The following is a 25,689-nucleotide window of genomic DNA, read 5'->3' on the forward strand; positions in this document are numbered from 1 at the left end:
AAGAAGTATTGAATATTTGGAATGATTATAAAGGAAAGGGGATATTAGCCCTTGTCCTTTTCATTTTTTATTGGTCATTTTATTTTTTTATCGGTTGGAAAATGGATACTCACTCTAAGCTTTTTATTGAAGCGTGGGTGGTTGATACCTATTTTTCTTTTGATCAAGGATATTATATCATCTCCTTTTTCCTTGAAAAAGTAGATGTAGCAGCGGCGACCTGGTTCCGACATCCATTCCTTTATTATTTTATTCAACAATTCATGTGGATGCTGGAGACAGTAAAAGTAGGGAATATTGTACATGGTATTATATTCATTCAAACGTTTTTAAGCGCGTTCAGTGTAGTGATGATTTATACATTATGCTGTAAAATTTGTAAGAATACGATTGTTTCTTTTTTACTAGCGGTCATGTATGGATTTTCAGCTACAATGTTAGTTATTACGTGGACACCAGAATCTTTTAGCTATGCAAATTTCACATTGGTACTTATGTGCTTTGTATGCTATCCATTTATTACAGGGGAAAAAGAAGCGAAAATAGGATTTAGTATTGCGAATGTATTGTTGGCAATAGTAATAACAGGGGTTACATTAACCAATTCGTTTATGTGGTTTTTAGGTAGTCTGATGAGTTATAAGAAACTACGGAAAAAAATTATTTGGACTGGTATTTCGATTGTTATTGTCGTGGTCCTGTTTGTATTAGCAATGAACGCAAATAATGTCGTTCTTATCGAAGGATTAAAGGGTAGTATGGACTTTGCTGCGCAAGGACAGAGTTTTTCACCAGAATACGTTAAGCCATCAGGTATATTAGTATTTCATCTATTATTAGGATCTTCATTCATCTTTGGACCATTCTCGGAAGTTACTTTAAGACAAGGTGAGCAATTCGCACAATTAAATATACTTCCATCGCATACTATGATCGGGTGGATTGTGATTGTATCTGTGTATGCTTTTATAATAGTAGCTGTATGGAAAAACTTTAGAAAAGAGCCTTTCGTAAGGTTTTTAAGTTTCTGTTTACTATTTAATATTGTTTTACATGGAATTATTGGTTTTGGGGCATCTGAAGCATTTATTTATGGCGCACATATGCTGTTTACAATACCGTTATTATTAGCATATGGTTTTAAAGTGATGAGACGTGTAAAAGTAGTTGCTTTATGTTTAATATTAATATTAATAATTATAAATAATTTTGAAAGTATGCTATATTTTTATCATTTTGCAGTCTCCAATTATTCTTTATAATAAAATAGATTTTTAATAAAAGGGTACTTTAGATAGGATTTCTAAAGTACCCTTTTTTACTATTTCTTAAAAATAGATAAAAAATAATAGCTAGAAGTGAAGCGTTTTAGAAAACATATAGTTGTTATGAAAGAGGTCTAAACATGTTTTGAGTACAAAAAGAGTAGTAAGTGTACTTAGACATCCCTGTGAGCAAATAATTTATGGTCAGCTCGAGCAATGGTATAGGTAATTCGTATACTTTTCGAGCATTTTGTAGAAGAATAATTTTTTTGAAGAAAAAGCTGTCTCAAATTTTGGAGACAGCCTTTTCTATTGATATAGTAGGTATATTTGTTGGTAATTCGATATAATTTCATTTACTACCGCGCTGTTCAAAAAAGTGTTTATAAAGAAATCGTATACAAAATCCCGTTTAAAGCAAAAGAAGTACGGCCCGTTTCTTCAGAGACAACTAATATAAGTGCATCACTCTTTTCTGATAAGCCAATTGCAGCTCTGTGACGTGTTCCTAGCTCAGGATCAACTTCTGTACTTTTCGTTAAAGGAAGAATATTAGCAGCTGAGACAATATGATTATTTTTTACGAGAACGGCACCGTCATGAAGAGGGTTACCTGGATAAAATATTGATTCGAGTAATGGCGCAGTTAAATGAGCGTTTAATGTCGTTCCAGTTTGAATGAGAGCTTCAAGCGTCTCGTTTCTTTCCACAACGATAAGAGCACCATGTTTTCTGGCGCTTAAATGTTGGATAGCTGTTGTAATAAAAGATGAACTTTCCGTATAAGGTGATAAATATGCCTGAATATAGTATGTAGCTGCCAATGTTTGTACATTTGCTAACATATGATGAATATCTTCCATTTTGCATAAAATACATTCGTCTTCTTTATCGATTGCGTTCCTCATAATCGATAGTTCTTTTTCAGCAATTTCAATCATTTGCTTTGTTTGTATTTTGAGCTCTTCTGACAAGCCCCATTCGTGCATAATCCTCATTCCCTTTAGTGGAGTATTTAACAATAGTGTATACAAATATTCCTAGTAAAATCCTGTTAGATTTTATAAAATATTGAGATACAGCATGTTTTTTTCATATAATAAAGGTATGACGAGCGAGAGGAGAGAGAAGAATGAATTGGAAACAAGAATTTAGTCGCTGGCTTTCTTACGCACAATTAGATGCAGAATTAAAAGAACAGCTAGAAAATATGAAGCAAGATGAGAAGAAAATCGAGGATAGCTTTTATAAAAACCTAGAGTTTGGCACAGGTGGTATGCGTGGTGAACTTGGTGCTGGTACGAACCGTTTAAACGTATATACAGTTCGTAAAGCAACAAAAGGATTAGCAAGCTTTATTGAAAAATTAGGTGAGGAAGCGAAAAAACGCGGTGTTGTTGTAGCCTATGATTCTCGTCATAAATCACCTGAGTTCGCAATGGAAGTTGCTGCTACACTTGGGGCACGCGGTATCACAACATATGTGTTTGAAAGCTTACGTCCAACGCCAGTACTTTCTTTCGCAGTTCGTCATTTACATACAGTAAGTGGAATCGTTCTTACGGCAAGCCATAATCCACCTGAATATAACGGATACAAAGTATACGGTGAAGATGGTGGACAGTTACCTCCAAAAGAAGCAGATGAGTTAATTAGCTACGTAAATGCAGTAGAAGATGAATTAACAGTTGAAGTCGCTGATGTAGAGCAATTAAAAGCTGACGGTTTATTACATATTATTGGACAAGAAGTAGATGATGCATATGCTGCAGAATTGAACAATGTCATCATTAATAAAGAAATGGTGCAAAAGGTCGGCAAAGACTTAAAAATCGTCTTTACACCATTACACGGAACATCAAATATTTCTGTACGCCGTGGTTTAAAAGAAGTTGGATTTACAGATGTGACAGTTGTAAAAGAGCAAGAGTTACCAGATCCAAACTTCTCTACAGTAAAATCACCGAACCCAGAAGAGCACGCAGCGTTTGAGTATGCAATTCGTGACGGTGAAAAGGTAGGCGCAGATGTATTAATCGCAACTGATCCTGACGCAGACCGCCTTGGTGTAGCAGTGCGTAATCATAATGGTGAGTTCCAAGTATTAACAGGAAACCAAACAGGTGCATTAATGCTTGATTACTTACTATCTCAAAAGAAAGAAAACGGAACGCTTCCGGAGAACGGTGTCGTATTAAAAACAATCGTAACGTCTGAGATTGGCCGTACAATTGCGAAAGCATACGGTTTAGATACAGTTGATACGTTAACTGGATTTAAATTTATCGGTGAGAAAATTAGGCAGTATGAAGAAAGCGGACAATATGAATTCCAATTCGGTTATGAGGAAAGCTATGGTTATTTAATCCGCCCATTCTGCCGTGATAAAGATGCAGTACAATCTGTCCTATTTGCATGTGAAGTAGCTGCATACTACAAATCACAAGGGAAAACGTTATATGACGGTCTATTAGAAGTATTTGAGAAGTACGGTTTCTTCCGTGAAGACCTTGTATCGTTAACGTTAAAAGGAAAAGATGGAGCTGAAAAAATCCAAGAGATGATGGCAACGTTCCGTGAGAATCCGCCGAAAGAAGTAGCAGGCTTAACAGTCGTAGCAGTGGAAGACTATAAAGCAAGCATCGTTACATCTTTACAAGATGGACATAAAGAAGAGATTCACTTACCGAAATCAAATGTGTTAAAATATCAATTAGAGGATGGTTCATGGTTCTGCCTACGTCCATCTGGAACTGAGCCGAAGATTAAGTTTTACTTTGGTGTAAAAGATAGTTCTTTACAAAATAGTGAACAAAAGTTACTTACTATTAAAGAAGACATTATGAATCGTTTATAATACAAAGTAATTTTAAGTAGTAAGGAACAAAAGGGAGCGAAATCTCCCTTTTGTTTTATGTAGGAAATGATTGCTATTGATTCCGACAGGAGAGAGGGTATTTTGTGATGAAAAAAGTAAGAAAAGCGATAATCCCAGCAGCTGGATTAGGAACACGTTTTTTACCAGCAACGAAAGCAATGCCGAAAGAAATGTTACCGATAGTAGATAAACCAACGATCCAATACATTGTAGAAGAAGCAGTGAAATCGGGTATCGAAGATATTATTATCGTTACTGGTAAAACAAAGCGTTCTATTGAAGATCATTTTGATAATGCATTTGAACTAGAACAAAACTTATTAGAGAAGAAAAAATATGAGTTGCTTGAAAAAGTACAAGCTTCTTCAAAAATGGTAGATATTCATTATATCCGTCAAAAAGAGCCGAAGGGACTAGGACATGCTGTTTGGTGTGCGCGTAAATTCATTGGTGATGAGCCGTTTGCAGTGTTACTAGGTGATGATATTGTCCAAGCTGAGAAACCGTGTTTACGTCAATTAATGGATGAGTATGAAAAAACACTTTCTTCTGTTATTGGTGTACAAACTGTTCCAGAGTCGGAAACACATCGCTATGGAATTATCGATCCATTAGAACAAGAAGGTCGTCGTTACCAAGTTCGCAATTTCGTTGAGAAACCAGCACAAGGTACAGCTCCTTCAAACTTAGCAATTATGGGCCGTTACATTTTAACGCCTGAAATCTTTATGTTCTTAGAACAGCAACATGTCGGTGCTGGTGGTGAAATTCAATTAACAGATGCAATCCAAAGCTTAAATGAAATCCAACGTGTATTTGCTTATGATTTCGAAGGAAAGCGCTACGACGTAGGTGAAAAGCTAGGATTCGTTCAAACGACAATTGAAATGGCCCTGCAACACCCAGAATTACGTGATGACATGGTTGCAATGATGAAGAAAATTTTAGAAGAACAAGCGAATCAAGAGTCTTAATTTATAGGTAAAGTCCCTTTTGGATGTACAGTAGAGATATGTAATTTACTGTGCAATCTAAAGGGGACTTTTTATGAAAAAAAGACACTCTAGAGAGTGTGTCTTTAATTAGAACTTAAGTTTTTATCGGTCGGCTTCAATTCATTAGCTTTTGATTTAATTTCATTAGAAATAGCGATATTAATATTTCCGGCAGATTTTTTGTATTCTTGAATTAATGTATTAACATTTTGATTAAATGTAATTAAACTACCGCTTGGAGATTGAGATTGTTCATTAAGTGCAGTCACAATACCATACATTTTTTTATATTCTTCATAGGTTTCTTTGTACTTACTTGGCTGTTCTTTTGCAGCCTCAGAGACCAACCTTAAATCTCTTCCCATGCCGTTATAAAATACATCTACAGCTACAACCATATGATCAATTTCTTTTTTCTTAGATCTAAGAGCAGTATTGAAATCACTTCGGTTATTTATTGCGTTTGACCATGTAGTTGAATACTCGGACAATACATATGATGCAGAGTATTCGAAAGTTTCTATGGTGTTATAAAAAGATGCTGCAGCCTTTAAGTAATCAGCTTCTTTTTTCTTTTGAACTTGAATAGCCTGATATTCTTCCTCTATATTCGTTACTTTTGATATGGTGAAAAGGAAAATAAGGATTGATATAACTGATGTAAGAAATAGTATTATAGATGTTATAAAAACTTTTTTTGCTGCTACTTTTCGTATTTTCTTAATTAATCCGATGATAATAAAGATTACAGCCGCGCATAAACTAATTATAGTAAGAAATAGCAAGAAGAATGCTATACCGTTTCCAAGCATATAGTTCATTCCTAACTCGCCGTTTCCATATAATGTATAACTTCTGTATATACATAGCATGAAAAGTAAAGATAGTACGCCTACACCTATTTTAATAAGTGTGTTTTTTGATAGTTTCACTGACTTTCCTCCAGAACATTGTTTTAATTAAATGTACAAAATATAAGATTTTCTGGACTATCATAACAAAATTTATTTTTAATATGTGTCGTATATTGTCGAAAATAAAAAATGAGTTATTTCAGTATACTGAAATAACTCATTTTTTTTATTATGAAATCGTCGAATGAGAATGCTGATAAGCAGAGCGACGCACAGCATAGTATATGCGAGGTGCGATAATAGCACCGATAATTGTAAATGCAATATCTTTTACTGCAAACCACATCATAATCATCCAAGCAGCTTTATAGCTCATATTACCGCCCATAAAGAGATTGACTGCTCCGTACATGTAAGTAGTACCGATTATATAAGTTAAAATAATTCCAGTGAAAGAGGCAATTGTAAATGTAATGAAAGTGGGTCTTTCTTTTTGTTCTACTAGTTTTCCTGATACGTAAGCAACGATAATAAATGCGATAATAAAACCACCAGTAGGATCTAAAAGTGCTCCAAATCCAGCTTTGAAGTTAGCGAAGATTGGTGCGCCGGCTAAGCCAACGAGCATATATACAGTCATGGATAAGGCACCAAGTCTACTTCCAAGAAGAAGACCTGCTAAAATTGCGAAAAATGGTTGCATAGATAATGGGATGCCTGCTACTTGTAAGAAAGGTGCCCAAGATACAATATTTGCACCGATGGCCATAAGAGCAACGAACATGGCAGCTAATGCTAAATCTAAAACATGAAATCTCCTCATAATGTTAACCTCCTGTTGTTTTTAGGTTAACATTATCGTAGCGAAAATATTTACTTGTTGTCAATCAAAATATTTTGATAAGAAGGCTTTAAATAGTCTCTTAGCAACGTATATGGAATACGAAATTGCGGAATTCCACTTGAATAGGGAGCAATCTCATATAAAGGGAAATAAATGACGAGATTGTCTGGCTCTAAAAAGAAGTGAAATTTTTTCATACTCATTACTTTTTCAGTTGCATCAGGAAAATAAATGCTTTCATTTTGTTTAATTTGTCGTACAATCTCTGCACGGATTACATCTTTATATTTATCCTTTTGTTGAAATAAATCGTCTAAGTGCAGCACCTTTTTTTCGTTTAAATCAAATGTATTTGCCTTCCACGTATAAAGACCGTGTGCTCCGCCAGTATATTGATAGTAATTCACATATAGGCTAAGAAAAGGTGGTTTGTTTAAAGAGACTTTATAATCAACATTTGCTACGTACGGATGAAAGGGTGTACTAGATCCTTCTGTCTCTTTATAATATTTTTTTGCTTCTTTTTCTAATTTGTTTTTAAATTTGTCAGTGGATTTTTTGTAGTATAAATTGAGTTTATTTTGAAATTTAGAATCAGAAAAGTTGTGAAAAGAAGGCCTATTTATTTGATATTCTATATAAGGTTTCTTACCTTTTTGCGTTACAGTCTTAACATCGATTGTCAGGTTAGATGCTTTGGCTGTTATTGCACAATTTGGTACAATAGTCAGCAAGGAGAACATAAGCAGTAATATACAAAATTTCTGTTTCATTTAGGTGAAGCCTCCTTATATAAGTGTTATAAGTAGTTTGAAAATAAATAGGTAAAATTATACATTTAATTAAAGTAAGAGAAGGGGGAAGCGATATGGCAAAAACTTTAATGGATTCACTTGGAATTGAGTTGTTAGAGATGACAGAAGATAAGGTAGTTGCTACGATGCCTGTTGATGAGCGTACGCATCAACCGTTTGGATTTTTACATGGAGGTGCATCGGTTGCATTAGCGGAAACAGTGGCAAGTGTTGGTTCATATAATTTAATTGATCAAGAAAAATGTATTTGTTTCGGATTAGAAATTAATGCAAACCACATTCGCTCAAAGAAAGATGGAATTGTAACAGCGATCGGAACACCGATACATAGAGGACAATCGACAATGGTTTGGGATGTTCGTATTATTGATGAAAATGATGATTTACTATGTATATCAAGATGTACAGTAGCAATTAAAGAAAAACGTGAAAAGTAAAAAAGAGGCGCTCTTATGAGCAGCCTCTTTTTCTTATAATTAGAACTGGATTTTCTTCTCTAAGAAACCTTTTAGTTCGCTAATTGGCATACGAACTTGTTCCATTGTGTCACGGTCACGTACTGTAACAGCTTTGTCTTCAACTGAGTCGAAGTCATATGTGATACAGAATGGTGTACCGATTTCGTCTTGACGACGGTAACGTTTACCGATAGAACCAGTTTCATCAAAGTCTACCATGAAGTCTTTAGCTAATTCTGCGAATACTTCAGTAGCACCTTCAGATAGCTTCTTAGATAATGGTAAGATAGCTGCTTTGTATGGTGCTAAAGCAGGGTGGAAACGAAGAACTGTACGAGAATCGTTTTCTAATTGCTCTTCTTCATATGCATCACATAAGAATGCTAATGTTACGCGGTCTGCGCCTAAAGATGGCTCGATGCAGTATGGCACGTAACGCTCATTCGTTTGTGGATCAATATAGTTAAAGTCTTCGTTTGAATGTTCCATGTGACGTTTTAAGTCGAAGTCTGTACGAGATGCAACGCCCCAAAGTTCGCCCCAACCGAATGGGAATTTGAATTCAATGTCAGTTGTTGCATTACTGTAGTGAGATAACTCTTCTTCACCGTGGTCACGAAGACGCATGCTCTCTTCAGACATACCAAGTGAAAGTAACCAGTTTTTACAAGTTTCACGCCAGAATGCAAACCACTCTAAATCTTCACCAGGCTTACAGAAGAATTCAAGTTCCATTTGTTCGAATTCACGTGTACGGAATGTGAAGTTACCAGGCGTGATTTCGTTACGGAAACTCTTACCGATTTGGCCGATACCAAATGGAAGCTTTTTACGCATAGAGCGTTGAACGTTTTTGAAGTTTACGAAAATACCTTGTGCTGTTTCAGGACGAAGGAAGATTTCGTTTGTGCTAGACTCTGTAACACCTTGGAATGTTTTGAACATTAAGTTGAACTGACGGATTTCAGTGAATTCTTCACTACCGCAATCAGGACATTTTACTTCATGTTCTTTCATTAAGTCAGCCATTTGGTCGAAAGTAAGACCATCAACAACCATTTCGATGCCTTTTGCATCTAAAGCATCCTCAATTAATTTGTCAGCACGGTGACGAGCTTTACATTTTTTACAGTCGATCATTGGATCGTTGAAGTTACCAACGTGACCAGAAGCTATCCAAGTTTTAGGGTTCATTAAAATAGCTGCGTCTAAACCAACGTTGTATGGAGATTCTTGAATGAATTTTTTCCACCAAGCTTTTTTAACATTATTTTTTAATTCGATTCCAAGTGGACCGTAATCCCAAGTGTTTGCAAGACCACCGTAAATTTCAGAACCAGGGAAAACAAAACCGCGATGTTTCGCTAAGTTTACAACTTGTTCCATTGAATACATAAGAAAATCCTCCTTTTGAAAGTTAACGTATTGGCGATGACATACTCTGATACTTTGGAAACGAGCAGTATATGCTAAAAAGAACATAAAAAAACGCTCATCCCAAGGCTTATTTGCCTAGGGACGAGCGTTTGCCCGCGGTTCCACCCTAGTTGATACACAAAAGGTGCATCCACTTTATCATGTATTGCTCGGGACTGCCGTTTCCTTGCGGCTTCAGGCTTTCACTATCCCTGAATCGCTTTTTATGCAAGTACTTATAAGTCCGTCATCGCTACTTATATTAATAATAATGAACATATTCTAACACGTTCTTTTTTAAATCTCAATAGAGGAACGCGTCTATCTATGATAGAGTCTCGCCTATTTTTTCATTATTTATTCCGTAATTTTGCTTAATATGCTTAATTGCTTCACGCTTACTTAATGGAGCGAGCTCATTGTTTTGAACGTATTCCCAAACTACATCCGGATTTGTTTTTGCATATTCACGAAGGACCCAGCCAATCGCTTTTTGAATGAAAAATTCTTTTGAAGAATGTAGTTGTCCAATAATCCAGAAAAGAAGTTCTTCATCCATCTTTTGTTTATATTTTAGTTGGAATAAAATAGCGGCACGTTGTAACCATATGTTATCTGATGCAATCCATTTTGGAATATAGGCAGAAATTAATTCTGGATGTTTTAAAAAGATATCGCCTAAAAATGTAGGGACGATGCTATCGACAGAGTCCCACCAAGATTTTGTGACAATCAGTTCTTCTAAGAAGGGGATATGAGTTTCGTTTATATGCTTTTTATATTTTTGCATAATATCAAGTGCGGCCGCTTGGAATTCACGTTCTGGTAAGTCCCAAAGCTCACGTATGATAATTTGGAAGTCTTTTTGATCTGGGAGAGTATGTATTTGAATGATGTCTTTTAATAATTGGCGTCTTTCCGGTGTTTGAATACCTAGAAATGGGAAGTGATTTTTCATATAACGAGCCATAGGTTCTGCTTTTTCAGGATTTTGATGAGCTGTGAAATGCTCTTGTAATGCTTTTACAAATGGATGCATAAGTGTTGCTCCTCTCTTATTCTCTTTCTTCTCTTATTATACAAATAGTTTGGATAAATTTTAAAACATAACTTGCAATGTAATGAAATATGTTGAAAGTAGAGAGGAGAGGATAAGATGGAGGATCAAGGCGTATTAGCAGGTTTCTTTGCTCTTAGTTTTGCGTTTATTCTTGTTATATTGATTTGGGCAATTATTTCATATTTGTTAACGGCTTTTGCACTTTATTCGATGGCGAAAAATGATGGTGCAACGGACGGGGTGCTTGCGTTTATTCCGTTTTTGAATAGTAAGACATGGGGTGACTTAGCGAAAGATAAATTACCAGATTTTTTGAAAGAAGAAGCAGGGTGGAAAGTATTCGGTATATACGTTGCATGTTTTATTTTTAATTTCGTACCAATTATAAGTTTACTAGCAACAGCTGTATCGATTGTATTGTCCATTTATCTTATCTACGCTATTTTAGACAGATACGGAACGAACTCTATATTATTTACGATTATTCATGTAATCACATTTTCAGTGTTCTTACCGATTCATTTATTTATCATTCGAAATGAACCGGTGAGATATAAAGAGTAGATTTTTCTTTTTTGTTGATAAGTCGATATATTTTAGATATAAGTAAAAAAGCGCCCTGATTATCAGAGCGCTTTTTTTACTACATAAGGTAGCGTAAATAAATATAAATGTGAGAAATGATTAATGAAACGATCATAATTGGGAAACCGACTTTTAGGAAGTCCATGTAACTAAATTTATGTCCTTCGCGGCTCGCGATACCTGCAACGATTACGTTAGCAGAAGCTCCGATTAATGTTCCGTTTCCGCCCAGACAAGCACCTAGTGCTAATGCCCACCATAATACATCGATTTGTGCGTCAGATGGTGATAAGCCTAGCCCAACTGCCATATCGTTAATAAGTGGAATCATTGTTGCAACGAATGGGATGTTATCAATTGTTGCAGAGGCGATACCAGATACCCATAAAATAAGGATGGATGCGTAAGAAATATCTCCGCCTGTTATACCAATTACTTTTTGAGCTAACATTTTGATAAGACCGATATCGATAAGTCCTCCAACAAGTACGAATAGCCCTGCGAAGAAGAAGATTGTTACCCATTCTACACTTGCGAATACCTCTTCAATTTCATGTTCTTTCACACCAATTAACATAAGTACAGTAGCACCAGTTAAGGCGATAATAGCGGCATCAATATGGAAAATAGAATGAGTCATGAAACCTACAATTGTAAGTCCAAGTACCGTTAAAGATTTTTTCATTAATACTGGATCTTTAATGTATTGTTTTTCATCTAAGCTCATTAATTTTTTAACTTGTACAGGATCGGCAATTAATTGTTTACGGTACATGAAGTAAAGTATTGTTGCTGTAACTGCAATAATAATAATTACGATTGGTGCTAGATTTAATAGGAAAGCATTGAAGTCTAAATGCTTATTTGCAGAACCAATCATAATGTTAGGTGGATCACCAATTAATGTTGCTGTTCCTCCAATATTTGAAAAAATAATTTCAGAAAGTAAATAAGGAACAGGATTTACTTGCAGTATGCGCGTAATAGATAAAGTAACTGGAACAACAAGAAGTACAGTTGTAACGTTATCTAAAAATGCGGAGCCAAGCGCGGTAAGTAGGGAAAGGGAAATTAAAATTTTAATTGGATTTCCTTGTGCCCCTTTTGCTGCTTTAATGGCAACGTATTGGAAAACACCTGATTTACTCGTAATGTTCACCAAAATCATCATACCGATGAGTAGCGTAATCGTTCCCCATTCAATATGTTTCGTAAAGGCGTTATGTAGATCGACGACCCCCACAATTACCATGAATGCTGCACCGAGAAGTGCGATGACAGCGCGATTAATTTTTTCAGAAATAATAATGGCATATGTAATTAAAAAGACTGCGATAGCAAAATAATACTGCCAGTTAGCGAGTTCTTGCGTTGTTTCGTGCAAAAATCTCATCTCCTTTCATTCATTTTTCTTAGTGTGTCAAATATTAACTAGATGAAACACACATAACGTCATTATAAAGTAGAAAAACTGCGGATGTAAATGAAAGGAGAGATTTTGTCATATTTTCTGCATAGGTCATTTTTTCTTATTTTTTAAAATATTTGTGGGCATTTGACATATATATAAGATACATCCAATCTGAATATTTAAAATGGAATTAGCATTCGAGCTTGTTCGTGTAGGAGTGTCAAATAGAAAGGAATGACAAAAATGATAAGGAAGGGATCGTATGGATGAACAACGATTTTTATTTTTAGACTTTGAGTTTACGATGCCTCAGCATAGAAAGAAACCGAAAGGATTTTTTCCAGAGATTATTGAGGTAGGACTCGTTTCAGTTGCTGGCTGTAAGGTAGAAGATACGTATTCATCACATGTCAGGCCGAAAACATTTCCTTCTTTAACGGATCGATGTAAGAAGTTTTTGGGAATAAAACAAGAAGTCGTGGATAAAGGGATTTCATTTCCTGAACTCGTTAAGAAGCTTGCAGAATACGAAACGAAATGTAAACCGACAATTGTAACGTGGGGAAATATGGATATGAAAGTGCTGAAACATAATTGTGAAATGGCAGGGATAGCTTTTCCATTCTTCGGACAGTGTCGTGATTTATCGCTTGAGTATAAGAAGTTTTTTGGAGAAAGAAATCAAACAGGATTATGGAAAGCAATTGAGGCGTATGGAAAAGTAGGGACAGGGAAGCATCATTGTGCGCTTGATGATGCGATGACGACGTACAATATTTTTAAACTAGTAGAAAAAGATAAAGAGTATTTAGTAAAGCCAGCACCTCCAACATTAGGAGAACTTGTTGATTTTTCAAAAGTGTTAAAGAAAGTGAGCACACAGTAACGACCAAATTGCACATTATGTAATTTGGTCGTTTTGTTTTTTAGAGTTTGTAGTCTTTCTTTAACTGTTGTAATGTTTCTAGACTACGCTCTGCAAAAGGTGAATCATCTTCAGAAAATGAATTCATTTGAGTTTCTAATGCTAATTTTAGTGACTCGGTATAATCCGGAATTTCTCCTTCATATTTTTTCACCATTTGCTCTGGAATGTTCGTCTGTTCACGGAAAGCTAAAGCGCGTCTTTCATGGAAAAATGGTACGTCAGCTTGTTTTACGTTATGTAAGTCACCTTGCACCGGATGTTTTAAAACAGCTAATACTTTTACGACGTAACTGCCAGGGCGGCTATTTGTAACTTCGCCGATGTATTTTCCTGTTTTATAAATACCAGTAACGATTTCGCCAATTTCAAATGTTTCTCTCATATTTTTCACCTCAAGTTTATAGTAAGGAAAGTAGGAGAAGGAGTCAAAGAAATCATTTGCTTTCAGAACGCCCCTTGAGAATATGGATAGGTTCCACTATAATTTAAAATGATATAACAGAAAATTCTGATGTTTTATAAATCCTATAATAAGGAGTGTTCTATATGATGCCTTTATATTTTCCGGAAGATAAAACAGAATATATTATTCCAGGGATTGTTTGCGTTCTATTTATTATCGGTGCTATTGCCACGTGGCGCATGTTTATTCGTGTATCAAAAAGAGAAGCAGAGCGATTGCAGAAAGTTGAAGAAAAACTATTAGCTGAAAAGAAACAGTAATGCATTTTTGTATGTTTCCCTCTATGCTCGGACAATCTAAGGGCAGAATATATTTTGGAGGGAATAAAATGAAGAAACGGCTTTTTTTCAGTTGTTGTTTATTATTTCTGATGGCAGGTTGTGACCAAGGAAAGCCGAAAGAAATTGAAGTGAAATTACATAATGCTTCAGGAGATGAAGTAGGGACTGCGAAAGTAGTGCAGCAAACAAGTGGCGTGAAAATTACGATTAAAGGAGAAGGTTTCACGCCAGGACCACACGGACTACATGTACATGAAATCGGAGAGTGTAAGGCACCTCGTTTTGAATCATCCGGGAATCATTTTAATCCTGATGATAAAAAACATGGTCTTCTTAATCCGAAGGGTGCAGAAAACGGTGATTTACCGAACGTAGTTGCAGATGGTTCTGGAAAGATTAAAGCGGAAATCGATGCACCTCACATCACACTTGAAGAAGGAAAAACGACGATTCATAGAAAAGATGGAGCGTCTATTATTATTACAGAAAACCCTGATGATGGTATGACTCAACCGACAGGTAAATCAGGGGATCGAATTGCTTGTGGCGTAATTGTAAAAAAAGCATCGGATATGAAGAAAAAGTAAAAGCTACCGTGAATGGTAGCTTTCTTTGTGAAATGTAATTAAAAATATATCAGCGATTATTGGAATATATCGACCGTAACTTGAAATATAGCGACTTACCGACAAAATATGACAAAGGAGTCTGTCCAAGAATGATTAGGGGGACAGACTCCTTTCTTATTATGAAAACGTATGACGCAGTCTGTTTAAAATTTCTTCTAAAACAGATCGTGGACAGCCGATATTAATTCGAATATGTTCTTCGCCACCTAACCCGTATTTCTCACCAGGTTCAACAATGATTTTTCCTTTTTCCTCAAGTAATGCAGTACGCTCGTTTTGAGAAAGCTTTAGACGAGAACAGTCAATCCATAATAAAAAGCTACCTTCTGGCTTCGTTACGGAAAGAGCAGGTATGTGAGTTTTAATATATTCACAAGCAAATTGAGCATTATCTTCTATATATAATCGAATTTCGTTTAGCCAATCATTACATTCTGTATAGGCACTTTGCATCGCTGTATAAGCGAAGATATTTAATCCGTGGAAGCCTTGTCTATATTGGATAGATGTAAAGGCTTGACGGAGTTTTTCATTTGGAATGATAATAATCGATGCTTGTAATCCAGCGATATTAAATGTTTTACTTGGAGCCATACAAGTGATAGTGCGCTCTGCTAATTCTTCAGATAAGGAAGCGAACGGTGTATGTGTATGATCTGCATAAATAATATCGGAATGAATTTCATCCGCCACAACGATTACGTTATATTTAGTACATAACGATCCGAGCTGCACAAGTTCCTCTTTCGTCCAAACGCGCCCGATTGGGTTATGAGGGCTACAAAGAAGCATGAGTTTGATGCCTTGCTGAAACTGCTTTTCTAAATTCTGGAAGTCTATCGCATATGTATCATTTTGTTTCTGTAATGGACTCACGTATAACTGTCTGTTGTTTGTTGTGACCATTTCGAAAAATGGAGGATAAATAGGTGGTTGTACGAGAACGGATTCGTTTTCTTTTGTGAAAGCCTGTATGCTCGTACTAAGAGCTGGAACGATTCCGGCGCTAAAGACAATCCATTCTTTTTGAATATCCCAGTCGTATTGTTGTTTTGTCCAGTTACAAATAATATTCCCAATATTTTCGGGAGGAAGTGTATAGCCAAAAATCGGATGTTCGATTCGTTGTTTTAAGGCAGTTTGAATTGGTTTTGGTACTTCAAAATCCATATCAGCAATCCAAGCATGGATAAGTTCTTCGTTTTTATATGTATCCCATTTTATACTATGCGTTCCACGTCGATTGATTGCTTTATGAAATAGTTGCATAAGTTTGCTCCCTTCTTCTGTAAAACCAATAAGTTATGAAAGTTCTCTCTCTTCTTATAGAATAGCTGATGTGATAGGATAAAGAAAAGTATTAAAAAGTGAAAAGGCGGGAAGCGAATGGGTACATATGAAAAGATGATAGAGGTTGTGAAGAATTGGGATCCGTTTCAAATGGGACCGGAGTTTTATGAAACAGAAGCGAGCGATGTTGTGAACGTCATAAGTGTGTTTGACGATCCAAAATACATCGCAAAGAAGATTCAACATATATACTTTATGTCTTTTGAGGAAGTACCTGCGCTTGAAAAATGTGAGAAATTAGCTATGGAATTACTTGTAATAAAAGAAGGTGGAAGCTGTTCATTATAGGCTGTCGGAATTTCCGACAGCCTTTTTTATATTATCCCGCTATTTTCCGGGCAGTAAGACCCTCACCTCAAAATTCAGCGGAAGCAAAGAAGTTAGGTAGGGACTGATTAAAGTTTCATTTTATTGCGCGGAAAAAGCGATAATTTCTTCATAAACATGTTCAGGCTTTTCTTCAGGTAGTAAATGTCCTGTATTTTCATAAGAAATAAATTTTGAATTCGGTAAATCTTTGTGTAGACGATGACCTACATGTACAGGGACGACGCGGTCTTTTTCACCCCAAATGAGTAGGATAGGTGTTTCGATTTTTTGTAATTCAGTTGAAGATAAGTCACCTTCACGGTCTCGTATCATGCGAGTTAAAGCGGGAAATATACGGTTGTCATAAAAAGGAGCGGAGTAACCTTTTTTCATTTCATCGTCAATTAATGAGTGATCATGAACGACATTCATTAAGTTATGAACAATGCCGCGCCGTATAATCCAGTTCTTTACGTATAAATGAAAGAACGGTAAATAAGAAGAGTATAGTAAAGGTAAGGTTGCGCGCGCTAAATAGCTCGAGCTACATAGTAAAATCGTCTTTGAAATGAGTTCAGGACGTATACGGTTTACATAGAGAGAAATTTGCCCACCCATAGAATGCCCAACTAATACAATGTTTGAGAGAGATAAATGTTCAATTAAATCAATAATAATCGTTGCTAAATTGTGATAAGAATACTTAAACAGATGAGACTTATCACTTTTTCCGAACGGTGGTAAATCAAGAGCAATGACTGTTCCTTCCTTCGCTAGTAAAGGAATGAGACGGCGGTAACTGAATGAGGAAGATAAAAAGCCGTGAACGAGTACGAAAGTAGGGCGTTCTGTTTTATTATCATGTTCATACAATTCGTAATGAACAGTAGTGCCGCGAGTGGAAAAAGTGAAATAAGGACAAGTATATTTATGATTCATTTTTTGTCACTCCATTGATTTTTGTTCATATCATCTCCAAGGAAGAAGAAAATATGTTAACAAAAAAAGGCAAGATGACGATGTCATCTTGCCTTTCGTTTATTCAGTATTACCCGCGCACAATATTAGGCGGTGTTTTTCCTTGTAATCCTGCAACTAAATTTTCAGCGGCGGTCATGGCCATTTGCTGACGAGTTTTTAATGTTGCAGATCCGATGTGCGGTAAAGTCACAACATTTTGTAATGATAAGAGTGGATTATCTTTTTGGATTGGCTCTTGTGTAAAAGTATCGATGCCTGCTGCAAAGATTTTCTTTTCTGTTAAAGCATGGATTAACGCTTCTTCATCTACTGTTTTCCCCCGAGAAGCATTAATGAAGATTGCTGTTTCTTTCATTAATGAAAATTCCTTTTCTCCGATAAGGTGATATGTTTCATCTGTTAATGGAGTAAGAAGAACAATAAAGTCAGACTGCTTCAGTAGCGTCTGTAAATCACAATATGTAGCATCGAATTTTTGTTCAGCTTCTTCTTTACGACGGCGGTTATAGTAAAGAACATTCATATCAAATCCGAATTTTGCTCGTTTTGCAACGGCTTCTCCAATTCGGCCCATACCGATAATACCAATTGTGCTATGGTGTACATCTAGTCCGAAGTGTTCTTTTCCGATTTCAGCGTTCCATTCACCATTTTTTACGTAAGAATCGAGTTCGCAAACGCGGCGCCCAGCTGATAGCATAAGGGCGAAAACGAGATCAGCTACTGTATCATCTAATACGTATGGTGTATTTGTTCCGATAACCTTTCGATTTTTCATCGCTTGTAAATCAAAATTATCGTAACCAACAGAAATGTTGCTCACTACTTTTAAGTTAGGAGCCACTGTCAGTAATTCTTCATTAATAGCAGATCCGAAATTTAATAACCCATCTTTATCTTGTATTTTCTCTAATAGAACATCACGAGGTACTTTCTCATTTTGATCCCATTTTTCATAATCACAGTGTTCTGATAAATAGTTTTCTACAAATGTCGGAACTGGTTCAGCAATATAAATTTTTGGTTTCACGGTTCCATCCCCTTTCGCTTTATCACGCATTTTTCCGCTGATTAAAGTTTCACTTTATTTTGACATAATTCAATAGAAAAATCTTCTTTTCAAACTGGAAAGGGTATTTGTATAATTTAGACACAAACGAAAAGGAAGGATGATTTATATGGTGACAGAAAAAGAATTAGAATTATTAGCTTGTCTTGAAAAGAGTAGTCGATTATCTGTAGATACATTAGCGAAGCTGTTAAATATAGAAGTAGAAGAAGTAAAGAAGATGGTTGCGAGATTAGAAAATGAAAAGATTATTGTGGATTATGTAACACATATCGATTGGACGAAAGTGAAAGAACATACAGGTTTAACGGCAATGATCGATGTGAAAGTTACGCCAAAGCACGGCGTTGGGTTTGATGCGGTTGCTGAGCAAATTTATCGTTATTCAGAAGTGAAATCCGTTTATTTAATGTCAGGGACATATGATCTTTCTATTACATTAGAAGGTAAAACGATGGGGGAAGTAGCGATGTTTGTTTCTGAGAAATTAGCAACAATTGAATCTGTCGTTTCTACAACTACTCATTTCATTTTGAAGAAGTATAAACATGAGGGCGTTATTTATGAAAAAGACGATGATGATAAGCGAATTGTGGTGACACCATGAAGCAATTTGAACTATCTAGATCAGCAGAATCTTTAAAACCATCTGGTATTCGAAAATTTTTTGATTTAGCAGCAAATATGAAAGGTGTTATTTCCCTCGGGGTAGGAGAGCCGGATTTTGTTACCCCTTGGAATGTAAGGCAAGCATGTATTCGTTCTTTGGAACAAGGGTATACGTCATATACAGCAAATGCAGGATTATTGGAGCTCCGTCAAGAAATAGCAAAGTATCTAAAAAAACAATTTGCAGTATCTTATGATCCAAGTGATGAAATCATTGTTACAGTTGGAGCGAGCCAGGCGTTAGATGTAGCGATGCGTGCCATTATAAATCCTGATGATGAAGTGCTCATTGTTGAACCAAGCTTCGTTTCTTATGCACCACTTGTGACATTAGCTGGAGGAGTTCCGGTTCCTGTGGAGACTAAGCTAGAAAACGAGTTTAAAGTACAACCAGAACAAATTGAAGCAGCTATTACAGCGAAAACAAAGGCGATTTTACTTTGTTCACCAAATAACCCGACAGGTGCAATGCTAAATAAATTCGAGCTTGAAGAAATAGCAGTGATTGTTGAGAAGTACAATCTAATTGTATTATCTGATGAAATTTATGCAGAGCTTGTATACGACGAAGCATATACAAGTTTCGCGAGTATTAAAAATATGCGCGAGCATACGATTTTAATTTCAGGATTTTCAAAAGGATTTGCGATGACAGGATGGCGTCTCGGTATGATTGCAGCTCCTGTTCAGTTTTCAGAATTGATGCTCAAAATTCACCAATATTCCATGATGTGTGCACCGACGATGTCTCAGTTCGCAGCACTTGAAGCGTTACGTGCGGGGAATGATGAAGTAATTCGGATGAGAGATAGTTATAAGAAGCGTCGTAATTTTATGACGACATCTTTCAATGAAATGGGCTTAACGTGTCATGTGCCGGGCGGAGCATTTTATGTTTTCCCTTCTATATCTTCAACAGGATTATCTTCAGCGGAATTTGCAGAACAGTTATTGCTGGAAGAAAAAGTAGCTGTTGTCCCTGGTAGCGTATTTGGCGAAAGTGGTGAAGGGTTTATTCGTTGTTCTTATGCGACGTCGCTTGAACAACTTATGGAAGCAATGAAGAGAATGGAACGGTTTGTTGAAAATAAAAAAAGGACAAAACGTAATACGTTTTGTCCATAAAAGGGGGGGGAATACTAGAAAGCCATGTGTTAGTAGTCTATCCCAATATTGGAGAATTATACTTCTTTAAGGGAAATTTTTCATGAATTTTGAATGAGTTCTGTCATAGTGGTATAATTTACTAATATAAGGTATGCGCATTCTAGATATTGTTATCTAGAATGCGTACTAACCAATCGGATATTTAAAATAAATATATCTGCTTTGCTCTCTATAATTGTAGAGAGAATGGTAAACGTATGGGAGTGTTTCATATGTCAGAACAATATACAACAGGAGTGGTTGTAACAGGGAAAGTGACTGGAATTCAAGATTACGGTGCGTTTGTAGCGTTAGATGCAGAAACACAAGGACTTGTGCATATATCTGAAATTACAAATGGATATGTAAAGGATATTCATGACTTTTTAAAGGTCGGCGATACAGTAGAAGTAAAGGTACTTTCAATTGATGAAGAGCACAGAAAAATGAGTTTATCGTTAAAAGCGGCGAAAAGAAAACAAGGAAGGATTCTTATACCGAACCCATCTGAAAACGGATTTAATACGCTGCGAGAAAAGTTGGCAGAATGGATTGAAGAGTCTGAGTTAACAAAGTAAAAGAGGAACGCATATGAGCGTTCCTCTTTTACTTTATCTTATGATATATATTTGCAAATATGATTGCATGCAATCATATTCGTATGTCGGAGGTGAAAGGACATACTGATTATCGAATTTCGTTTGTTTCTGGGTGCGTACCAAGATTTTCAGATGGTTTAAACAGTAAACCAAGGTTGATAAGCCCAGATATACCAACGATGCCGTAAATAATACGTGCAAGAGCTGAATTTTGTCCACCGAAAATGGCTGCTACTAAGTCAAACTGGAAAAACCCGATTAATCCCCAGTTCACAGCGCCAATTACAGTAAAGACTAATGCGATACGTTGCAAAGTACTCATGAAAAAGCCCCCCTTAATTGTGAAGCATGAGCAAGCGATGAGTTAATTAACTCTTTTATAGAATGGGGTAGTTATGTTGTTTTTATACATAAAAAATGTTTGGAAAGGGATGTATATACATCTATACCGAAAAATGCGAATTTTTATGCAAAAAATGAACTTTTTCTAAAAAATATATATTGGTTACGTTTACAATTGCCTAATCGCTTGATTTACAACTTCAGTTTCGCTAAAGTGAATACAGAAATACATATCCATAATTGGAGGGAAAAAGATGAGTACACATGTAACGTTCGACTATTCTAAAGCGTTATCCTTCATCGGTGAACATGAAATCACTTATTTACGTGATGCAGTGAAAGTAACACATCACGCAATCCACGAAAAAACTGGAGCTGGGAACGATTTCCTTGGGTGGGTAGACCTTCCGCTTCAATATGACAAAGAAGAATTCGCTCGCATTCAAAAATGCGCAGAAAAAATTAAAAATGACTCTGACATTTTACTTGTTGTAGGTATTGGTGGTTCTTACCTAGGAGCACGCGCAGCAATCGAAATGTTAAACCATTCTTTCTACAACACGCTTTCTAAAGAACAACGTAAAACTCCACAAGTGCTATTTGTTGGACAAAACATTAGCTCCACTTACATGAAAGATTTAATGGACGTATTAGAAGGTAAAGACTTCTCTATTAACGTTATTTCCAAATCAGGTACAACAACAGAGCCAGCACTAGCATTCCGTATCTTCCGTAAGTTATTAGAAGAAAAGTATGGAAAAGAAGAAGCTCGCAAACGTATTTATGCAACTACAGATAAAGCGCGTGGTGCATTAAAAACATTAGCTGATAACGAAGGTTACGAAACATTTGTTATTCCAGATGATGTTGGAGGTCGTTTCTCTGTATTAACGCCAGTTGGTTTATTACCAATCGCAGTAAGTGGCTTAAATATTGAAGAGATGATGAAAGGTGCAGCTGCTGGTCATGATGACTTCGGAACATCAGAACTAGAAGAAAATCCAGCTTACCAATACGCAGTAGTTCGTAACGCTTTATACAATAAAGGAAAAACAATTGAAATGCTTGTTAACTATGAGCCAGCACTTCAATACTTCGCTGAGTGGTGGAAACAGTTATTTGGTGAAAGTGAAGGAAAAGATCAAAAAGGCATTTTCCCATCTTCAGCAAACTTCTCAACTGATTTACACTCATTAGGTCAATACGTTCAAGAAGGGCGTCGTGACTTATTTGAAACAGTTCTTAAAGTAGGTAAATCTACACATGAACTAACAATCGAATCAGAAGAAAACGATTTAGACGGATTAAACTACCTTGCTGGTGAAACTGTAGACTTCGTAAACACAAAAGCATACGAAGGTACATTACTTGCACATAGCGACGGGGGAGTACCAAACTTAATCGTAAATATTCCTGAATTAAATGAGTACACATTCGGTTACCTTGTATACTTCTTCGAAAAAGCATGTGCGATGAGCGGCTACTTATTAGGCGTGAATCCATTTGACCAACCTGGAGTAGAAGCATACAAGAAAAACATGTTTGCTTTACTTGGTAAACCAGGATTTGAAGAATTAAAAGCAGAATTAGAAGAGCGTTTAAAATAATAAAAAGCGACCGGATTCCGGTCGCTTTTTATTATTTTATCGAAAAGTCCATCAGTATATTCAAACTAAAGTGGGTATGCTAAAGGAAAAGTCTAGGAGGGATGGGCTTGATTCCGATTCAATCAAATTTAGAAGGACGTACATATGCGTTATATAAGTTAGAAGAGATTATGAAACCACTTGGATATAGCATCGGTGGTAATTGGGATTATGATAAAGGATGCTTCGATTACAAAATTGATGAAGAAGATGGGTATCAATTTTTACGAGTTCCATTTACAGCCATTGATGGAGAACTAGATGTACCAGGCGTAATAGTTCGTCTTGGAACGCCGTATATTCTTTCGCACGTATATCAAGACGAACTAGATGATAATGTGAATACTTTAACAGCTGGAACGAGTGGAATGGATCAATTTGCTGAGCCGAAAGATCCAGATGGAGATGTGAAAAGAAAATATATCAATATTGGGAAAGTGCTCATGCAAGAATTAGAGCGTCATTTTACTAATGGTGAATAACAATGAGTATGTCGCTTTCAATGAGAACAAAGGAATGAACTGGATTAATCATATATTGTTCGTCGCGCTTTATACCTAGTAAGAGAATGTTTTGCTTTAAAAGAGTATAGCTACAATTGGCAAAAGTTTGTCCGGTGCAGGACGATGGAAGCTCCATCAGTTGTAATTTATTATCAGAGATTTCGTCGTAAAGTGAAAATAGTACACCTGAAATGGAAGGGAATAAAAGAGAAGCGGTAAATACATAGCTCGTTAATTTATTTCCTTCTATAATTTCTGACACGCCAGCTCTCGTTGCATTTTGTATTTGTTCAGAAGTAAGAAGTTCAGCGATGCAGTGAATGTTTGGGTTGAGCCCTTTTGCAGTTAAAATATTTAAAATGGACTGTGTATCCGCTAAGCTTTCGTTTTTTTCTTTATCAGCTGTTATTAATATGGTGTGTGCCGTTGCAATATTGGCCTTTAATAAAGTTTGATCGTGATGCGGACAACCTTTTATAAATTCTAAATGATGAAATGGTTTTGGGAGTAAAGAAAGTGTTTCATCAATTAAAACGATATCAAGGTTTGGTTGTAATACGTGCATTTGCTTTACGACATGTTTTGCGCGCTCATTCCAGCCAACGATAATCATATGACCGTTAGAAGTAGCGGCTTCTTCACCTTTAATTTTCATATATTGTTTATTAATCATTTCAGTAGCAAACAGCACCATATAATAAGAACAAAAGCCAGTTCCTAATAAAATAATACTTATACCTATTAGTTTTCCTATCGTCGTATGGGGAGCAAAGTCGCCATATCCAACTGTAAAAATGGTAACGATTGACCACCAAATTCCGTCAAACCATGTAGTGAAATGAAAAGGTTCTAATCTATGTATAAGAAAACCGGAAAAAGCAGTCAGTACAATAATAAAACAAATTAAACGAAAAATAATGGAATCACGAAATGTATCTACTAAATTCGGACGGGATTTCAATTGCCTATTCCTCCTTACTTTGTAGGACTACATTCATTGTTGCCATTATAGAAAAAAGAAAAACTCTCTAATTAAAGAGAGTTTGTTTTACGTTACATACTTTCCACTTCAGTTTGTTGGACACTTTCAAGATGCTGGAGAGCATAGTAAACATCAGCAGTATGTCTTTTTTGATCAATGGATAGTTTAAGATGTAAATAGTGAGAACCGTTTTCTAATGTTTTAAGCTTCATATTCTTAACTTTTATATCCATTTCTTTTATTTCTTCAATTACGATTGGGATATTGTCCATATTTCGTACAACAAGTTTCACAGCGATATCACGTTGACGAAATGATCTAGGGCCTACATATTTCATCGCGAGTGGTATAAGTTCGACACTAATCATAAGGAAACACATTCCGAATATCGCTTCAATATAGAATCCGGCCCCAACAGCAATACCAATACCAGAAGCACCCCAGATCATAGCGGCAGTCGTGAGCCCTGCAATGCTATCGTTGCCTCTTCTTAAAATTACGCCAGCACCTAAAAAACCAATTCCTGATACAATTTGAGCGGCAAGTCGAAGTGGATCCATATTCATATGATCGGTATGTGGTAAGTTATAAGCTGCTTTAATAGAAACAATCGTTAGGAGGCAACTAATAATAGAAATAACTAAACACGTTTTTAAACCAAGTGGTTTCCGTTTTAATTCACGTTCTAAACCAATGGCAAATCCTAAAATAGCCGAGAGACCTAGTTTGATTAATAAATCGGTATAGTCCATATATATTCCTCCCTGTATGATATGCTATATGAATAAAACGCTTATTTATAGAAAGAAACGTCTTTTGATAGAGTAACTTTATATAAAATATATGTAGGAATTGCTCATACATGAAAGAGATATTTCGTTTAAGTATATGATATAAAAAAAGAAATGTGGGCAGTTTTAAAAAAAGTTTATAAAAGGTGTTGCATTTCATTTTTCACCATGATATATTAATAACCGTCGCTGATGCGGAAACGCAGAAAACGACAAAAAAGAAATTGAAAAACTTAGTTGACATCGAAAAACGAAGATGTTAACATAAGGAAGTCGCAAATGAGCGACCAAGTAGTTCTTTGAAAACTGAACGAAACAAACAACGTGAAACGTCAATTTTTATTTTAGATGCTAGACAAACTAACTTTATTGGAGAGTTTGATCCTGGCTCAGGATGAACGCTGGCGGCGTGCCTAATAC

The 25,689-nt window shown here is 36.0% G+C and carries 28 protein-coding genes; 14 read left to right on the top strand and 14 right to left on the bottom strand.

Features of this window, described 5'->3' with window-relative positions; all coding sequences use genetic code 11:
- Nucleotides 1-8: 8 nt before the first annotated feature.
- Nucleotides 9-1,262, top strand: a complete 1,254-nt coding sequence (locus MR112_RS11970; RefSeq protein ID WP_065212301.1) for a DUF6080 domain-containing protein — start codon at nt 9-11, stop codon at nt 1,260-1,262.
- Between the two features lie 386 nt (nt 1,263-1,648).
- On the opposite strand, the gene cdaS is transcribed toward MR112_RS11970, so the two are convergent.
- Complete coding sequence (gene cdaS, locus MR112_RS11975; protein WP_000545252.1) at nt 1,649-2,254, bottom strand: sporulation-specific diadenylate cyclase CdaS; 606 nt, start codon at nt 2,252-2,254, stop codon at nt 1,649-1,651.
- Nucleotides 2,255-2,397: 143 nt separating this feature from the next.
- On the opposite strand from cdaS, the gene MR112_RS11980 reads away from it, so the two are divergent.
- Both MR112_RS11980 and galU read left to right on the top strand, forming a co-directional pair.
- Complete coding sequence (locus tag MR112_RS11980; RefSeq protein ID WP_001104221.1) at nt 2,398-4,122, top strand: phospho-sugar mutase; 1,725 nt, start codon at nt 2,398-2,400, stop codon at nt 4,120-4,122.
- Between the two features lie 107 nt (nt 4,123-4,229).
- Complete coding sequence (gene galU / locus MR112_RS11985) at nt 4,230-5,117, top strand: UTP--glucose-1-phosphate uridylyltransferase GalU (RefSeq protein WP_002097988.1); 888 nt, start codon at nt 4,230-4,232, stop codon at nt 5,115-5,117.
- Nucleotides 5,118-5,221: 104 nt separating this feature from the next.
- Here galU and MR112_RS11990 read toward each other — a convergent pair whose 3' ends face one another.
- The 3 genes from MR112_RS11990 to MR112_RS12000 all read right to left on the bottom strand — a co-directional run bounded on the left by MR112_RS11990 (nt 5,222) and on the right by MR112_RS12000 (nt 7,609).
- Complete coding sequence (locus MR112_RS11990) at nt 5,222-6,070, bottom strand: hypothetical protein (RefSeq protein WP_048538404.1); 849 nt, start codon at nt 6,068-6,070, stop codon at nt 5,222-5,224.
- Between the two features lie 151 nt (nt 6,071-6,221).
- Nucleotides 6,222-6,815 (bottom strand): biotin transporter BioY, encoded by a 594-nt coding sequence (locus MR112_RS11995; protein WP_048538405.1) that lies wholly within the window; start codon nt 6,813-6,815, stop codon nt 6,222-6,224.
- 50 nt (nt 6,816-6,865) lie between these two features.
- Nucleotides 6,866-7,609 carry a DUF3298 and DUF4163 domain-containing protein gene (locus tag MR112_RS12000; protein ID WP_000810329.1) on the bottom strand — a complete coding sequence of 248 codons (744 nt, stop codon included), beginning with the start codon at nt 7,607-7,609 and terminating at the stop codon, nt 6,866-6,868.
- 95 nt (nt 7,610-7,704) lie between these two features.
- Here MR112_RS12000 and MR112_RS12005 point away from each other — a divergent pair, with 95 nt between their 5' ends.
- Nucleotides 7,705-8,088 (top strand): hotdog fold thioesterase, encoded by a 384-nt coding sequence (locus MR112_RS12005; RefSeq protein ID WP_001140612.1) that lies wholly within the window; start codon nt 7,705-7,707, stop codon nt 8,086-8,088.
- Between the two features lie 39 nt (nt 8,089-8,127).
- Here MR112_RS12005 and MR112_RS12010 read toward each other — a convergent pair whose 3' ends face one another.
- Nucleotides 8,128-9,504 carry a glycine--tRNA ligase gene (locus tag MR112_RS12010; RefSeq protein ID WP_000287151.1) on the bottom strand — a complete coding sequence of 459 codons (1,377 nt, stop codon included), beginning with the start codon at nt 9,502-9,504 and terminating at the stop codon, nt 8,128-8,130.
- Between the two features lie 346 nt (nt 9,505-9,850).
- Nucleotides 9,851-10,564, bottom strand: a complete 714-nt coding sequence (locus MR112_RS12015) for a DNA alkylation repair protein (protein WP_000553309.1) — start codon at nt 10,562-10,564, stop codon at nt 9,851-9,853.
- 117 nt (nt 10,565-10,681) lie between these two features.
- On the opposite strand from MR112_RS12015, the gene MR112_RS12020 reads away from it, so the two are divergent.
- Nucleotides 10,682-11,149, top strand: coding sequence for a hypothetical protein (locus MR112_RS12020; RefSeq protein WP_000390061.1), 468 nt, complete (start codon nt 10,682-10,684; stop codon nt 11,147-11,149).
- 79 nt (nt 11,150-11,228) lie between these two features.
- On the opposite strand, the gene MR112_RS12025 is transcribed toward MR112_RS12020, so the two are convergent.
- Complete coding sequence (locus MR112_RS12025) at nt 11,229-12,554, bottom strand: ArsB/NhaD family transporter (protein ID WP_000545209.1); 1,326 nt, start codon at nt 12,552-12,554, stop codon at nt 11,229-11,231.
- Nucleotides 12,555-12,843: 289 nt separating this feature from the next.
- On the opposite strand from MR112_RS12025, the gene kapD reads away from it, so the two are divergent.
- On the top strand, nt 12,844-13,467 hold the full coding sequence (kapD, locus tag MR112_RS12030) for a 3'-5' exonuclease KapD (protein ID WP_000344356.1): 624 nt from the start codon (nt 12,844-12,846) through the stop codon (nt 13,465-13,467).
- 40 nt (nt 13,468-13,507) lie between these two features.
- Here kapD and kapB read toward each other — a convergent pair whose 3' ends face one another.
- A complete protein-coding gene (kapB, locus tag MR112_RS12035; RefSeq protein WP_001209344.1) occupies nt 13,508-13,891 on the bottom strand; it encodes a kinase-associated lipoprotein KapB in 384 nt (127 codons plus the stop codon).
- A gap of 164 nt (nt 13,892-14,055) precedes the next feature.
- Here kapB and MR112_RS12040 point away from each other — a divergent pair, with 164 nt between their 5' ends.
- On the top strand, nt 14,056-14,232 hold the full coding sequence (locus tag MR112_RS12040) for a hypothetical protein (RefSeq protein ID WP_000982757.1): 177 nt from the start codon (nt 14,056-14,058) through the stop codon (nt 14,230-14,232).
- Between the two features lie 68 nt (nt 14,233-14,300).
- Nucleotides 14,301-14,840, top strand: coding sequence for a superoxide dismutase [Cu-Zn] (gene sodC, locus MR112_RS12045; RefSeq protein WP_000746520.1), 540 nt, complete (start codon nt 14,301-14,303; stop codon nt 14,838-14,840).
- 159 nt (nt 14,841-14,999) lie between these two features.
- Here sodC and MR112_RS12050 read toward each other — a convergent pair whose 3' ends face one another.
- Complete coding sequence (locus MR112_RS12050) at nt 15,000-16,151, bottom strand: MalY/PatB family protein (RefSeq protein WP_001175821.1); 1,152 nt, start codon at nt 16,149-16,151, stop codon at nt 15,000-15,002.
- 117 nt (nt 16,152-16,268) lie between these two features.
- Between MR112_RS12050 and MR112_RS12055 the strand changes: the two genes are divergently transcribed.
- The gene (locus MR112_RS12055; RefSeq protein WP_000537638.1) at nt 16,269-16,520 is read left to right on the top strand and encodes a YugE family protein; all 252 of its coding nucleotides are present in this window, start codon (nt 16,269-16,271) and stop codon (nt 16,518-16,520) included.
- Nucleotides 16,521-16,640: 120 nt separating this feature from the next.
- Here the strand turns inward: MR112_RS12055 and MR112_RS12060 are convergent, their stop codons facing one another.
- Both MR112_RS12060 and MR112_RS12065 read right to left on the bottom strand, forming a co-directional pair.
- Complete coding sequence (locus MR112_RS12060; protein ID WP_001015860.1) at nt 16,641-17,480, bottom strand: alpha/beta fold hydrolase; 840 nt, start codon at nt 17,478-17,480, stop codon at nt 16,641-16,643.
- A gap of 109 nt (nt 17,481-17,589) precedes the next feature.
- On the bottom strand, nt 17,590-18,582 hold the full coding sequence (locus tag MR112_RS12065; RefSeq protein ID WP_002041993.1) for a 2-hydroxyacid dehydrogenase: 993 nt from the start codon (nt 18,580-18,582) through the stop codon (nt 17,590-17,592).
- A 118-nt stretch (nt 18,583-18,700) separates the two neighbouring features.
- Between MR112_RS12065 and MR112_RS12070 the strand changes: the two genes are divergently transcribed.
- From MR112_RS12070 to yugI, 3 genes are all read left to right on the top strand, one after another.
- Entirely contained in the window at nt 18,701-19,198 is a 498-nt protein-coding gene (locus MR112_RS12070; RefSeq protein WP_000255696.1) for an Lrp/AsnC family transcriptional regulator, read from the top strand.
- Nucleotides 19,195-20,385, top strand: coding sequence for an aminotransferase (locus MR112_RS12075; protein WP_000808536.1), 1,191 nt, complete (start codon nt 19,195-19,197; stop codon nt 20,383-20,385). Before MR112_RS12070 ends, MR112_RS12075 begins: the two co-directional genes overlap by 4 nt.
- 254 nt (nt 20,386-20,639) lie before the next feature.
- Nucleotides 20,640-20,984 carry a S1 domain-containing post-transcriptional regulator GSP13 gene (gene yugI / locus MR112_RS12080; protein WP_000003764.1) on the top strand — a complete coding sequence of 115 codons (345 nt, stop codon included), beginning with the start codon at nt 20,640-20,642 and terminating at the stop codon, nt 20,982-20,984.
- Between the two features lie 109 nt (nt 20,985-21,093).
- Here yugI and MR112_RS12085 read toward each other — a convergent pair whose 3' ends face one another.
- Nucleotides 21,094-21,327, bottom strand: coding sequence for a DUF378 domain-containing protein (locus tag MR112_RS12085; RefSeq protein WP_000105788.1), 234 nt, complete (start codon nt 21,325-21,327; stop codon nt 21,094-21,096).
- A 274-nt stretch (nt 21,328-21,601) separates the two neighbouring features.
- Between MR112_RS12085 and MR112_RS12090 the strand changes: the two genes are divergently transcribed.
- Both MR112_RS12090 and MR112_RS12095 read left to right on the top strand, forming a co-directional pair.
- A complete protein-coding gene (locus MR112_RS12090; protein WP_000103654.1) occupies nt 21,602-22,954 on the top strand; it encodes a glucose-6-phosphate isomerase in 1,353 nt (450 codons plus the stop codon).
- 107 nt (nt 22,955-23,061) lie between these two features.
- Nucleotides 23,062-23,475 (top strand): YugN-like family protein, encoded by a 414-nt coding sequence (locus MR112_RS12095; RefSeq protein WP_000612334.1) that lies wholly within the window; start codon nt 23,062-23,064, stop codon nt 23,473-23,475.
- Here MR112_RS12095 and MR112_RS12100 read toward each other — a convergent pair.
- Both MR112_RS12100 and MR112_RS12105 read right to left on the bottom strand, forming a co-directional pair.
- Nucleotides 23,462-24,457 (bottom strand): potassium channel family protein, encoded by a 996-nt coding sequence (locus tag MR112_RS12100; RefSeq protein ID WP_000842320.1) that lies wholly within the window; start codon nt 24,455-24,457, stop codon nt 23,462-23,464. The genes MR112_RS12095 and MR112_RS12100 overlap by 14 nt on opposite strands.
- A gap of 92 nt (nt 24,458-24,549) precedes the next feature.
- Entirely contained in the window at nt 24,550-25,230 is a 681-nt protein-coding gene (locus MR112_RS12105; protein ID WP_000386676.1) for an MgtC/SapB family protein, read from the bottom strand.
- Nucleotides 25,231-25,689 lie beyond the last annotated feature (459 nt).

Source organism: Bacillus cereus group sp. BfR-BA-01330 (assembly GCF_022663885.1).
GTDB classification, from domain to species: Bacteria; Bacillota; Bacilli; order Bacillales; family Bacillaceae_G; genus Bacillus_A; species Bacillus_A cereus.